The sequence below is a fragment of the Streptomyces sp. Inha503 genome, from assembly GCF_047215865.1.
GTDB classification, from domain to species: domain Bacteria; phylum Actinomycetota; class Actinomycetes; order Streptomycetales; family Streptomycetaceae; genus Streptomyces; species Streptomyces lycopersici.
Genome location: NZ_CP178360.1, coordinates 6729401 through 6742503, shown reverse-complemented (window position 1 = coordinate 6742503; position 13103 = coordinate 6729401). Strand labels below are relative to the sequence as shown.

The following is a 13103-nucleotide window of genomic DNA, read 5'->3' as shown; positions in this document are numbered from 1 at the left end:
GCAGGGGCAGAGTTGATGGAGGCCGATGGTTCGGCGGAGTATGGGCGCCATGGGACGACCGCCGCTCAACCGCCGACTGGCCGCCTTCGGCACCACGATCTTCGCGGAGATGTCCGCCCTCGCCGTGCGCACCGGCGCGATCAACCTCGGGCAGGGCTTTCCGGACACCGACGGCCCCGAGGAGGTGCGCGAGGCCGCCGTCCGTGCGCTGCGGGACGGGCGGGGGAATCAGTATCCGCCCGGCCCCGGCGTGCCCGAGCTGCGTAACGCCGTCGCCGAGCACCAGCGGCGCTGGTACGGCCTGGGCTTCGATCCCGACACCGAGGTGCTGGTCACCGCGGGCGCCACCGAGGCCATCGCGGCGTCGCTGCTGGCACTGGTGGAGCCGGGCGACGAGGTGATCGCGCTGGAGCCGTACTACGACTCGTACGCCGCCTGTGTCGCCATGGCGGGCGGCGTCCGCGTGCCCGTCACCCTGCGCCCGGACGGGGACGCCTTCCGGCTGGACCTGGACGAGCTGCGCGCCGCCGTCACCGACCGCACCCGGCTCATCCTGCTCAACACCCCGCACAACCCCACCGGCACCGTGCTCACCCGCGATGAGCTGGCCGCGGTCGCCGAGCTCGCCGTCGAGCGCGATCTGCTGGTGGTCACCGACGAGGTCTACGAGCACCTCGTCTTCGGCGCCGGGCACACCCCGCTCGTCTCCTTCCCCGGGATGCGCGAGCGGACGGTCACCATCAGCAGCAGTGGAAAGACCTTTTCGTTCACGGGCTGGAAGGTCGGCTGGGTGACCGGCGCCCCCGAGCTGGTCACGGCGGTGCGCTCGGCCAAGCAGTACCTCACCTATGTCTCGGCGGGCCCCTTCCAGTACGCGGTGGCCGAGGCGCTGGCCCTCCCCGACGCCTATTTCCACGGCATCCGGGACGATCTGCGCGCCAAGCGCGATCTGCTGGCCTACGGCCTGACCGACGCGGGCTTCCACGTCTTCCGCCCCTCGGGCACCTACTTCATCACCACCGACATCCGCCCCCTCGGCGAGACCGACGGCTTCGCCTTCTGCCGTTCCCTCCCCGAGCGCTGCGGTGTGGTCGCGGTCCCGAACGCGGTCTTCTACGACCACCAGGACCAGGGCTCCCCCTTCGTCCGGTTCGCCTTCTGCAAGCGTGAAGAGGTCCTTACGGACGCCGTGGCCCGCCTCAAGACCCTCGCCCAGGGCTGACGCGCCACCGCCGGTCGCCCCGCTCCCCCGGTTGGACTTCCCCCGGTCGCGGGCGTCCGCGGCCTGGCGGATGGTCGGTGTGTCCGCCGAGCCCCCTGGTCCGTCCCCTCCCGGGGGCTCGGCGCAGGTCCGTCGAGTGCTCGTAGCGCGCCCATCGCGTGCCCGTCGTGTGCCCGCACCGGAGGTCTCCGTGTCCGTCGACACCGCCGCGTCCACACGGACCCCGGAGCCGCCCCGGCGGCAGGCGGCGGAACGGCGGCGGGTACTGGGGCGGATCGGGGCGTCACTGGGGCGGGCGTGGCTCGCGCTCGCGGTGTACGCGACGGTGCGGGCCGCCGGGATCGGCTGCGTGGCGCTGGGCGCCCGGCACGCCGGGGAGCATCCGCGGACGCGGCTCGGGCACTACTGGGACAGCCTCTGGTACGTGGGCATCGCCCAGCACGGCTACGGCACCAGCCGCCCCTCCGTCACCCACCCCGGCCTGAGCTTCAGCGATCTCGCGTTCTTCCCGCTCTACCCGGCGCTGATCCGGGCCGTCGCCGACATCGTCCCCATGAGCGCGGTGACGGCCGGGCTGCTGATCGCCTGGGCCGCGGCCGGGCTGGCGGCCTGGGGGATCCACGCGGTCGGGGAGCGGCTATACGGACGGCGGGTGGCCTTGGCGCTGGTCGCGCTGTGGGGGCTGCTGCCGCATGCGGTCGTCGAGTCCATGGCGTACACCGAGTCGCTGCTGACGGCGCTGGAGGCCTGGTCGCTATACGCGCTGCTGACCGGGCGCTGGGTGTCGGCCGGGGCGTTCGCGCTGTGCGCGGGGGCCACCCGGCCCAACGGGATCGCGGTCGCGGCGGCCGTGTGCGTCTGCGCGGCCGCCGAGATCCGGCGCCGCGGCGGGCGTACGTCCTGGCGGGTGTGGGCGGGGGCCGCGCTGTCACCGCTGGGCTGGCTCGGCTACGCCGCGTGGGTCGGGGTGCGGCGCGGCACCTGGCGCGGCTATCTGGACGTCCAGGCCGACTGGGGCACGTATCTCGACCTCGGTGCGAGCGGCTTCCGCTCCGCCCGCTCCCTGATCATGGGGAACGGCCATCCGCCGCACATCATGGGGAGCGGCCATCTGGCGCACTACATGGCGCTGCTCGTCGTCGGCGCCTCGCTGATCTCCCTGGTCGGGCTCGCGCTGCGGCCACCGCCCCTGCCGCTGGCCGTCTACACCCTCGTCGTGGTGTTCATCGCCCTCGCCGGCGCCAACTACTTCGCGTCCAAGCCGCGCTTCCTGCTGCCCGCCTTCCCGCTGCTGCTCCCGGCGGCGCTGGCGATGGCAAGAGCCCGGCCGCGCACCGCCGTCCTGGTGGGCGGCGCGCTGGCCGGGCTCTCCTGTCTCTACGGGACGTATCTGCTGACCATGGCGACCAGCCCGGTCTGACCGCGAACGGCCTTTCCGGCCGATGTGCGGCTCGGCCGCTCAGGCCTCGTCGTCGCCCGGCTTGTCGTCGCCGTCCGACTCGATGTCGGCCTCCAGACCGAGCTGTTCGACCAGCCAGCGGTCGAACTCGATCGAAGCCCGCACCCAGCTGACCGTGGAGGACACGAAGTGCTCCAGGCTGACGCCGGTGCCGATCAGCATCTGCGCCTCGCCGATCAACCGGACCGTGCCGTCGTCATTGGTGTGGCTGTAGACCTTCGGCCACAGGGTGCGGCGGTTCCAGTCGTCGATCGCCTCGAGCAGCCGCGGCTTCTCATCGATGCCGTGCGGACGGTCGTAGAACGTGCGGACGGAGAAGACCTGCTGCTCCTCCTCACCGCGGAACATGAAGTAGGTGCGGAACTGCTCCCACGGCGCGGCGAGGTCCCCCTCCTCGTCGACGACGTACTTCAGCTCCATCTGCTCCAGCAGCTGCTTGACCAGGTCCTGGTCTGGCAGCACGGGGCCGCTCGGACCCGTCGGTTCGGGCTCGGGCTGACCCCCGAAATTCGGAATCGAGGACGGGTCGATGCTCACCGTGGATTTCCCTTCGTATGGAATACCGCCATCCTCCCTCACACCCGCCCCCGCCGTGCAACCCCGGCCGTACATTGCCCGATCCGGCCGAAACGACAGCCGAGACGCCAGGCGAAACGACAGCCCGAACGACGGCCGCGAGGACCGGCCGGACCGGGGGTGCCGAGCGGCCCCGGGCCCCTATTGCGCGGGGCCCACCAGCAGATCGTCGCCGATCCGGTCCACCCGGACCTTGTCGCCGTCCCGGACCTCCCCGGCGAGGATCTCCTTGGCCAGCCGGTCGCCGATCGCGGTCTGGATCAGCCGGCGCAGCGGGCGCGCCCCGTACGCCGGGTCGTTGCCCTCCTCGGCGAGCCACTCCAGCGCGGCCGGGGTGACGTCGAGGGTGAGCCTGCGGTCGGCGAGGCGGCGGGCCAGCATGGCGATCTGGAGCTCGGCGATCCGGGCCAGCTCCGGGCCGCTGAGCGCGGAGAAGACCACGAGGTCGTCCAGGCGGTTGAGGAACTCCGGCTTGAAGGAGGTCCGCACGGTCTCCAGCACGCTTTGCTTCTTCTCCTCCTCACCGAGCAGCGGATCCATCAGGTACTGGCTGCCCAGGTTGGAGGTGAGCACCAGGATGGTGTTGCGGAAGTCCACCGTCCGGCCCTGGCCGTCGGTGAGCCGCCCGTCGTCCAGGACCTGGAGCAGGATGTCGAAGACCTCGGGGTGGGCCTTCTCCACCTCGTCCAGCAGCACCACGCTGTACGGGCGGCGGCGCACCGCCTCGGTGAGCTGGCCGCCCTCCTCGTAGCCGACGTATCCGGGCGGGGCGCCGACCAGCCGGGCCACGCTGTGCTTCTCGCCGTACTCGCTCATGTCGATGCGGACCATGGCCCGCTCGTCGTCGAAGAGGAAGTCGGCGAGCGCCTTGGCCAGCTCGGTCTTGCCGACGCCGGTGGGGCCGAGGAAGAGGAACGAACCGGTGGGCCGGTCCGGGTCGGCGATGCCCGCCCGGGTCCTGCGCACGGCGTCCGAGACGGCCCGTACGGCCTCGGTCTGGCCGATCAGCCGCTTGCCCAGCTCGTCCTCCATGCGCAGCAGCTTCTGGGTCTCGCCCTCCAGCAGCCGGCCCGCGGGGATGCCGGTCCAGGAGGCGACCACATCGGCCACGTCGTCCGGGCCGACCTCCTCCTTGACCATCGTCGGGCGGTCCCCCTGGACCTCGGCCTCGGCCTCCGACGCCTCGGCCAGCTCCCGCTCGACCGCCGGGATCTCCCCGTACAGCAGCTTGGAGGCGGTGTCGAAGTCGCCGTCGCGCTGGGCGCGCTCGGCCTGGCCGCGCAGCTCGTCCAGCTTCTCCTTCAGCTCACCGACCCGGTTGAGGCCCTGCTTCTCCTTCTCCCAGCGGGCGGTGAGGCCGCGCAGCTCCTCCTCCTTGTCGGCGAGGTCGCGGCGCAGCTTCTCCAGCCGCTGCTTGCTGGCCTCGTCGGTCTCCCGGGCGAGGGCCATCTCCTCCATCCGCATCCGGTCCACCGACCGCTGGAGCTCGTCGATCTCCACGGGCGAGGAGTCGATCTCCATCCGGAGCCGGGAGGCCGCCTCGTCCACCAGGTCGATGGCCTTGTCCGGCAGGAAGCGGGAGGTGATGTACCGGTCGGAGAGGGCGGCGGCGGCCACCAGCGCGCCATCGGCGATCTGCACCTTGTGGTGGGCCTCGTAGCGGCCCTTGAGCCCGCGCAGGATGGCGACGGTGTCCTCGACGGTCGGCTCGGCCACCAGCACCTGCTGGAAGCGGCGCTCGAGCGCGGCGTCCTTCTCGATCCGCTCGCGGTACTCGTCGAGGGTGGTGGCGCCGACCATGCGCAGCTCACCGCGGGCCAGCATCGGCTTGAGCATATTGCCCGCGTCCATCGCGGAGTCGCCGCCGGCGCCCGCGCCGACCACGGTGTGGAGCTCGTCGATGAAGGTGATGATCTGGCCGTCGCTGGACTTGATCTCGGCCAGGACGGTCTTCAGCCGCTCCTCGAACTCACCGCGGTACTTCGCGCCCGCGACCATCGCGCCGAGGTCGAGGGCGACCAGGCGCTTGTCGCGCAGGCTCTCGGGCACATCGCCCTTGACGATGCGCTGGGCGAGCCCTTCGACGACGGCCGTCTTGCCGACGCCCGGGTCGCCGATCAGCACCGGGTTGTTCTTGGTGCGCCGGGAGAGCACCTGCACCACCCGGCGGATCTCCTGGTCCCGGCCGATGACCGGGTCCAGCTTGCCCTCGCGCGCGGCGGCGGTGAAGTCCGTGCCGAACTTCTCCAGCGCCTTGTACGTGCCCTCCGGATCGGGCGTCGTCACCCGCTGTCCACCCCTGACCTTCTCGAACGCGGCGAGCAGCTTCTTGGCGCCCGCCCCCTGCTGGTCGAGCAGCTCCCCGGCCTGGCCGCCCTTGGCGGCGATGCCGATGAGGAGGTGCTCGGTGGAGACGTAGTCGTCCCCGAGTTCCCTGGCCCGCTGGGTGGCGTCCGCGATGACGGCCAGCAGGTCGCGGCTGGCCTGCGGTGGGGCCACGGTGGAGCCCTGGACGCTGGGCAGGGCGGCGAGCAGCCGCTCGGCGCCGTCGCGCACCAGGGCCGCGTCGGCCTCTACGGCGGCCAGCAGATCCATCACGTTCTCGTTGTCCTGGCCCTGTAGCAGGGCGAGCAGAAGGTGCGCGGGCGTCATGTCCGCATGCCCGGAGGACACCGCCCGGTCATTGGCGGCGCTCAGCGCCGCCCGGCTCTTGTTGGTCAGCTCGGCATCCACGTCCCTGTGCTCCTCCTCGCTCCGATCTTCCCATCCCTGCCCTACCCAACCTCCGTAAAGTTGAGTCTATTCCACTCAACCTCGCGAACGCCATCCCCTCTGGCCTTGGGTTCCGGACCATGCCTTAGGTTCTGGGCCATGTCCGTCGATCCCCGCAACCCCGATCCCGAGTACCTCGCTTTCTGGCGCGAACGCCATGTGTGCACCCTGACCACCCCACGCCCGGACGGCACCCCGCATGTGGTCCCGGTCGGCGTCACCTACGACCCCGAGGCCGGGCTCGCCCGCGTCATCGCGAACCGTCACAGCCGTAAGGTCGCCCATGTCCGGGCGGCGGGCGAGGGCGGTGCGCGGGTCGCGGTCTGCCAGCTGGCGGGCAGGCGGTGGGCCACGCTGGAGGGGCTCGCGGTGATACGGGAGGAGCCCGAGCTGATCGCGGACGCCGAACGCCGCTACGCCGAGCGCTACCAGCGCACCCCCCGCCCCAACCCGGACCGCGTCGTCATCGAGATCGCCCTCACCCGGGCCATGGGAAGGGCCTGAGGTCTCTCACTCCTCCTGGCGCGAGGGCCGCCACCCCTTCTGGCCTGAGGTCTCTCACTCCTCGTCCTCCTTCCGGTGACCCGCCCCCGCCCAGGGGTGGCGCAGCCGGATCCAGACGTCGCGGGCGCGCCGCCCGGCCGCCGTGCGGCTCTCGGCCACCGCCGTACGCGCCTCCTCCTCGGTCTCCACCATGGGCCCCGAACCGCGCAGCGGCTTCCCCGCCGTCTCGTGCAGGAACACCGTGGAGATCAGCCCGATGACGCCCGCCACCATCAGGTAGAAGGCGGGCACCAGCGTGTTGTGCGTGGTGGCCACCAGCCACGAGGCCAGCAGCGGTGTCGTCCCGCCGAACAGCGACACCGAGAGGTTGTACGAGATCGACAGCGCACCGTAGCGCAGCCGGGTCGGGAACAGCGCCGGGAGCGTCGCGGCGCTCGTCCCCGCGAAGGTGACCAGCATCGCGCCCAGGATCAGACAGCCGATCACGGGCAGCAGAACGCCGCCCTCCCGGATCAGCACCACCGCCGGAACGGCCAGCACGATCATGCCCACGCTGCCGAACAGGAACAGCGGCCGCCGCCCCCAGCGGTCGGACGTGCGACCGACCACCGTGATCGCCAGCACCACGAACAGCATGGTGCCCAGCACCAGCACCTGGGCCTTGGTGGCGTCGTCGCCGAGCGTGGAGGTCATGAACGTCGGCAGGTACGACGTCACCATGTAGTTGGTGACGTTGTACATCAGCACCAGCCCCATGCAGATCAGCACCGCCTGCCAGTGCCGGGTGAAGATCTCCTTCAGCCGCCCCCGCCCGGACTGGCGCGCCTCCTCCACCGGCCGGGGCTCGCCATGGGCCGCCGCCGCCTCCGCCGCCTCGGCCGCCCGCTCGGCCTCCTGCTGGAACGCCGGGGTCTCCTCAAGACGCAGCCGCATATACAGACCGATCAGTCCCAGCGGCCCCGCCACCAGGAACGGCACCCGCCAGCCCCAGTCCACCATCCCGGTCTCACCGATGGCCGCGGTGAGCACGGTGACCAGGCCGGAGCCCAGCGAATAGCCGATGAAGGTGCCGAAGTCGAGCCAGCTGCCGAGGAAGCCACGGCGCTGATCGGGCGCGAACTCGGCGATGTACGTGGTCGCCCCCGCGTACTCACCGCCGGTCGAGAAGCCCTGCACCACCCGGCAGGCCAGGAGCAGCAGCGGGGCGGCGAAGCCGATCGCGTCGTAACCGGGCAGCAGGCCCACCCCGAAGGTGCCCGCCGCCATCATGATCATGGTGGTGGACAAGACTCGCCGCCGCCCGATCCGGTCGCCCAGCGGCCCGAAAACCAGCCCGCCCAGCGGCCGCACCAGGAACGCCACGGCGAAGGTGGCGAACGTGGAGACCACCTGGGTGGCGGGGTCGTCGGCGGGGAAGAAGACATGGCCGAGGGTGACCGCGACATACGCGTAGACGCCGAAGTCGAACCACTCCATGGTGTTGCCGATGGCCGTCGCCGCGACGGCGCGGCGCATCCCCGGCTTGTCGACGACGGTGACGTCCTCGATCGCCAGCGACTCCTTGCGGCGGCGCAGCAGCGTCCGGATCAGCTGGTCGGTACGGGCACTGCCGTGCGGCCATCCTCCGCGGCGGGGGCCGCGCGGTGGTCTCGGACCGGTAGTCATCTCGTCCCCTGCCGCCGGCTGAACCGCTACCCGACGCCGCTCCCGCCCCCGGGCTCACGCCCCGGCATCGCTGGACTTCGCGTAGGTCTCCGCCATCTGCCCGCCGACGTCGTACACCACGACCTGCTCATCGCCGATCACCCAGGCGTCATGGCCGGGCGGCACCACATACGCGTCCCCGGGCCCCACCTCGGCCTCCGCGCCATCGGCCGTACGCAGCCGCATCCGGCCCTGGACCACGATCCCCCTGTGGTGCACCTCGCACAGATCGGTCCCCACGATCGGCCGCACCGACTCCCGCCAGCGCCATCCGGGCTCGAAGGTGCCCACGGCGAAATCCAGCCCGGTCAGATGCAGGGCCTCGATATGGCCTCCGGGAAAGTCACGCCGTTCGTCCGGCTTCTCGATCGTCTTGACTTCCACCATTGGGATACCTCCTCCCATATCTCCATGGTGCGCCCGGGTCGCGCCATCGGCGCGCCCGGCCAAGGGGTCCCGGGCATGTCCCGGGCATGCGGAAGGCCCGCTGACCGTAAGGACGGTCACCGGGCCCGCGCTCATGTCGCGATCGAGCCGCGCGCCGGGGCGCTGCTCCGGGCGCTGCGCCGGGTTCTACTCCGGGCGCTTGGGGCGCCAGACCACCAGGGCGCTGCTCTGCTGGACGTCCTGGTAGCGGACCAGGTCGCGGCGGTAGGAGGCGTGGACCTGGGCCTCGCGCTGCTGCATGGCCGTCGCGGCACCCTCGACCGCGGCCTGGAGCTCGGCGACCCGGGCCTGGAGGGCCGCGACCTGGTGCTCCAGTTCGATGATGCGCTTGATCCCGGCGAGGTTGATGCCCTCGTCCTGGGACAGCTGCTGGACCTGGCGGAGCAGCTGGATGTCGCGCGCGGAGTACCGCCGGCCGCGGCCGGCGGTACGGTCCGGGGAGACCAGGCCGAGGCGGTCGTACTGACGCAGGGTCTGCGGGTGCAGCCCGGAGAGCTGGGCGGCCACCGAGATGACGTAGACCGGCGAATCCTCGGTCAGCTCATAGGGGTTGCGGGGTCGGCCAGCGGCCCTGCCTCCGATTCCTCCTCGGCCGTCCATCTCAAGCTCCCTTCGCGGCCTTGAACAGCTCCGCCCGTGGGTCCTCTCCCACGGTCGCCTCGCGATACGACTCCAGTGCGTCACGCGCCGGGTCGCTCAGGTCCTTCGGCACCGTGACCTCGACGGTGACCAGCAGGTCCCCGCGGGTGCCGTCCTTGCGTACCGCGCCCTTGCCCCGGGCGCGCATGGTCCGTCCGTTGGGCGTGCCGGGCGGCAGCTTCAGGGTGACCGGCGGGCCGCCCAGGGTCGGGACCTTGATCTCGCCGCCGAGCGCCGCCTCGGGAAGGGTGACGGGCACGGTGACGGTCAGGTTGTCGTCCTTGCGGCCGAAGACCGGATGCGGGTCGACGTGCACGACCACGTACAGATCGCCGGCCGGGCCGCCGGTCTCGCCCGGAGCGCCCTTGCCGCGCAGCCTGATCCGCTGGCCGTCGCTGACCCCCGCGGGGATACGGACCTGCATGGTGCGGGCGGAACGGGCCCGTCCGCTGCCCTTGCAGGTCTCGCACGGGTTCTGCGCGATCAGCCCGCGGCCGCGGCATTCCACGCACGGGTCGGTGAGCGAGAAGCCGCCCCCGCCGCCCCGGCTGACCTGGCCGGTGCCGACGCAGGTCGGGCAGACCCGCGGGGTGCCGTCACGGTCGCCGGTGCCCGAGCAGGCCTTGCACGGGGCCTGGCTGGACATCCGCAGCGGGACGGTGGCCCCCTCGACGGCCTCGGTGAAGCTGAGCGTCACCTCGGACTCGATGTCCTGGCCCCGGCGCGGCTGGGCACGGGTGGTGCCGCCGCGGCCGAACAGCCCGCCGAAGACATCCCCGAGCCCGCCGCCGAAGCCGCCGGCGCCGCCACCTCCACCGCCCTGCGCGCCACCGCCGAAGAGGTCGCCCAGGTCGAAGTTGAAGCTGCCGGTGCCGCCCGGTCCGCCCGGCCCGGGGCGGAAGCCCCCGTTGCCGAACAGCGCGCGGGCCTCGTCGTACTCCTTGCGCCGCTTGGGGTCCCCGAGGATGTCATTGGCCTCGGAGATCTCCTTGAACCGGTCCTCCGCCTTGGCGTCGCCCTTGTTGGCGTCCGGGTGGTACTCGCGGGCGAGCTTCCGGTACGCCTTCTTGATCTCCGCCTCGGTGGCGTCCTTGGGGACGCCGAGGACTTTGTAGTAGTCCTTCTCCACGAAGTCCTTGGTGCTCATCCCCGACGTCCCTCCTCTCCTGCTGCTCTCGCGGTCACCGTCACGTCAGCCCTCTTCCGGGCCACCGCTCTCCTCGTCCGACGCCGCGCTCTCGCCTTCCTTGCCGGAGGCGGCTCCCGGCTGGGGCTCGGCGACGGCGACCCGCGCCGGGCGGATCGTACGCTCGCCGATTCGATACCCCGGCTGGAGAATCTGCACGCACGTGGTCTCGGTGACATCCGGCGCGTACGAGTGCATCAGGGCCTCGTGGATCAGCGGGTCGAAGGGCTCGCCCTCCTTGCCGAACTGCTGGAGGCCCAGCTTGGCCACCACCGCCTCCACGGAGTCGCCCACCGACTTGAAGCCGCCGACGAGCTCGCCGTGGTCACGGGCGCGGCCGATGTCGTCGAGCACGGGCAGCAGCTCGGACAGGAGGCTCGCCACCGCGATCTCCTTGACCGTCACCCGGTCCCGCTCGACCCGGCGCCGATAGTTCTGGTACTCCGCCTGGAGCCGCTGGAGGTCGGTCGTCCGCTCGTTGAGCGCGGTACGGACCTGGTCCAGCTGTGCCTGAAGGGCTACCTGCTCGAGGTCCCCGGCCGGGGCCGCCGGGCCCGCCTTGTCGGCGGACCCGGCGCCCTTCGCCGCGTCGTCGGGGGTCTGCGCGGCTTCGGAGGGGACGTCGGGCTGCTCCTCGAAGCCCGGGGTCTCCTCCGTCACGCGGCACCACCCTGACCCTTGTCGGCCTTGTCGTCGTCGACGATCTCGGCGTCCACCACATCGTCATCGGCCTTGGCCTGGCCGCCCTCGGCACCCGCCGCACCGGCGGCACCGGCGTCGGCCGCGCCCGCCTCGGTGTTGGCGTACATGGCCTGGCCCAGCTTCTGGCTGACCGCGGCGACCTTCTCGGTCGCGGTGCGGATCTCGGCGGTGTCCTCGCCCTTGAGCTTCTCCTTCAGCTCGGTGAGGGCCTCCTCGACCTCGGTCTTGACCTCGCCCGGGACCTTGTCCTCGTTGTCCTTGAGGAACTTGTCCGTCTGGTAGACCAGCTGCTCGGCCTGGTTGCGGGTCTCGGCGGCCTCGCGGCGCTTGTGGTCCTCCTCCGCGTACTGCTCGGCCTCGCGCATCATGCGGTCGATGTCGTCCTTCGGCAGCGCGGAGCCGCCGGTGACGGTCATCTTCTGCTCCTTGCCGGTGCCGAGGTCCTTCGCGCCGACGTGCATGATGCCGTTGGCGTCGATGTCGAAGGTGACCTCGATCTGCGGCACCCCGCGCGGCGCGGGCGGCAGCCCGGTCAGCTCGAACATCCCGAGCTTCTTGTTGTACGCCGCGATCTCGCGCTCGCCCTGGTAGACCTGGATCTGCACGGACGGCTGGTTGTCCTCGGCCGTGGTGAAGATCTCCGAGCGCTTGGTCGGAATGGTCGTGTTGCGCTCGATCAGCTTGGTCATGATGCCGCCCTTGGTCTCGATGCCGAGGGACAGCGGGGTGACGTCCAGCAGCAGGACGTCCTTGACCTCGCCCTTGAGGACACCGGCCTGGAGGGAGGCGCCGATGGCGACGACCTCGTCCGGGTTGACGCCCTTGTTGGCCTCCTTGCCGCCGGTCAGCTCCTTGACGAGCTCGGCGACGGCGGGCATACGGGTCGAGCCACCGACCAGGACCACGTGGTCGATCTCGGACAGCGAGATGCCCGCGTCCTTGATGACGTTGTGGAACGGGGTCTTGCAGCGCTCCAGCAGGTCGGAGGTGAGCTGCTGGAACTGGGCGCGGGTGAGCTTCTCGTCCAGGTGCAGCGGGCCCTCGGCGGACGCCGTGATGTAGGGCAGGTTGATGGTGGTCTCGGACGAGCTGGAGAGCTCGATCTTCGCCTTCTCAGCGGCCTCGCGGAGGCGCTGGAGGGCCATCTTGTCCTTGGACAGGTCGACGCCGTGGCCGTTGTTGAACTGCTTGACCAGGTAGTCGACGACGCGCTGGTCCCAGTCGTCACCACCGAGGTGGTTGTCACCGTTGGTGGCCTTGACCTCCACCACGCCGTCGCCGATCTCCAGCAGCGAGACGTCGAAGGTGCCGCCGCCGAGGTCGAAGACCAGAATGGTCTGGTCGTCCTTCTCCAGCCCGTAGGCGAGCGCGGCGGCAGTAGGCTCGTTGACGATACGCAGGACGTTGAGGCCCGCGATCTCACCGGCTTCCTTGGTCGCCTGGCGCTCGGCGTCGTTGAAGTACGCCGGGACGGTGATGACCGCGTCCGTGACCTTCTCGCCGAGGTACGACTCCGCATCCCGCTTGAGCTTTTGCAGGATGAAGGCGCTCATCTGCTGCGGGTTGAAGTCCTTGCCGTCGAGGTTGATCTTCCAGTCCGTGCCCATGTGGCGCTTGACCGAGCGGACGGTGCGGTCCACGTTGGTCACCGCCTGGCGCTTGGCGACCTCGCCGACCAGCACCTCGCCGTTCTTCGCGAACGCCACAACGGACGGCGTGGTCCTGGCGCCCTCGGCGTTGGTGATGACGGTGGGCTCACCGCCTTCGAGAACACTGACGACGGAGTTCGTCGTACCCAGGTCGATGCCGACCGCACGTGCCATTTCGGGATCCTCCAGCTACAGCATTGAGTGGAACAGGCTCAAGCGTGCATCACCCGATCTGTCGCTGTC

General features: G+C 71.1%; 11 protein-coding genes. 3 read left to right on the top strand and 8 right to left on the bottom strand.

The genetic code is table 11. The features are described from left to right. Positions 1–40: 40 nt before the first annotated feature. Positions 41–1222 (top strand): pyridoxal phosphate-dependent aminotransferase, encoded by a 1182-nt coding sequence (locus ACJX2R_RS28180; RefSeq protein ID WP_413105960.1) that lies wholly within the window; start codon positions 41–43, stop codon positions 1220–1222. A gap of 190 nt (positions 1223–1412) precedes the next feature. Continuing rightward, positions 1413–2642, top strand: a complete 1230-nt coding sequence (locus ACJX2R_RS28175; protein ID WP_413102436.1) for a hypothetical protein — start codon at positions 1413–1415, stop codon at positions 2640–2642. A gap of 39 nt (positions 2643–2681) precedes the next feature. Here the strand turns inward: ACJX2R_RS28175 and ACJX2R_RS28170 are convergent, their stop codons facing one another. Further along, the gene (locus tag ACJX2R_RS28170) at positions 2682–3218 is read right to left on the bottom strand and encodes a YbjN domain-containing protein (RefSeq protein WP_020869726.1); all 537 of its coding nucleotides are present in this window, start codon (positions 3216–3218) and stop codon (positions 2682–2684) included. 180 nt (positions 3219–3398) lie between these two features. Next, positions 3399–5990 (bottom strand): ATP-dependent chaperone ClpB, encoded by a 2592-nt coding sequence (gene clpB / locus ACJX2R_RS28165; protein ID WP_262703492.1) that lies wholly within the window; start codon positions 5988–5990, stop codon positions 3399–3401. Between the two features lie 138 nt (positions 5991–6128). On the opposite strand from clpB, the gene ACJX2R_RS28160 reads away from it, so the two are divergent. Further along, the gene (locus ACJX2R_RS28160; protein WP_413102435.1) at positions 6129–6533 is read left to right on the top strand and encodes a pyridoxamine 5'-phosphate oxidase family protein; all 405 of its coding nucleotides are present in this window, start codon (positions 6129–6131) and stop codon (positions 6531–6533) included. A 54-nt stretch (positions 6534–6587) separates the two neighbouring features. Here the strand turns inward: ACJX2R_RS28160 and proP are convergent, their stop codons facing one another. From proP to dnaK, 6 genes are all read right to left on the bottom strand, one after another. Then, a complete protein-coding gene (gene proP, locus ACJX2R_RS28155; protein ID WP_413105959.1) occupies positions 6588–8123 on the bottom strand; it encodes a glycine betaine/L-proline transporter ProP in 1536 nt (511 codons plus the stop codon). A 129-nt stretch (positions 8124–8252) separates the two neighbouring features. Next, positions 8253–8624: a cupin domain-containing protein gene (locus ACJX2R_RS28150; protein ID WP_413102434.1), complete on the bottom strand. Its 372-nt coding sequence runs from the start codon at positions 8622–8624 to the stop codon at positions 8253–8255. Positions 8625–8810: 186 nt separating this feature from the next. Beyond that, positions 8811–9284, bottom strand: a complete 474-nt coding sequence (locus ACJX2R_RS28145) for a heat shock protein transcriptional repressor HspR (protein WP_044572246.1) — start codon at positions 9282–9284, stop codon at positions 8811–8813. Between the two features lies 1 nt (position 9285). Continuing rightward, on the bottom strand, positions 9286–10470 hold the full coding sequence (gene dnaJ / locus ACJX2R_RS28140; protein ID WP_086883960.1) for a molecular chaperone DnaJ: 1185 nt from the start codon (positions 10468–10470) through the stop codon (positions 9286–9288). Positions 10471–10515: 45 nt separating this feature from the next. Then, the gene (gene grpE, locus ACJX2R_RS28135) at positions 10516–11169 is read right to left on the bottom strand and encodes a nucleotide exchange factor GrpE (RefSeq protein ID WP_413102433.1); all 654 of its coding nucleotides are present in this window, start codon (positions 11167–11169) and stop codon (positions 10516–10518) included. Further along, a complete protein-coding gene (dnaK, locus tag ACJX2R_RS28130; protein WP_138914664.1) occupies positions 11166–13034 on the bottom strand; it encodes a molecular chaperone DnaK in 1869 nt (622 codons plus the stop codon). The genes grpE and dnaK overlap by 4 nt, the downstream gene beginning before the upstream one ends. Positions 13035–13103: the final 69 nt, after the last annotated feature.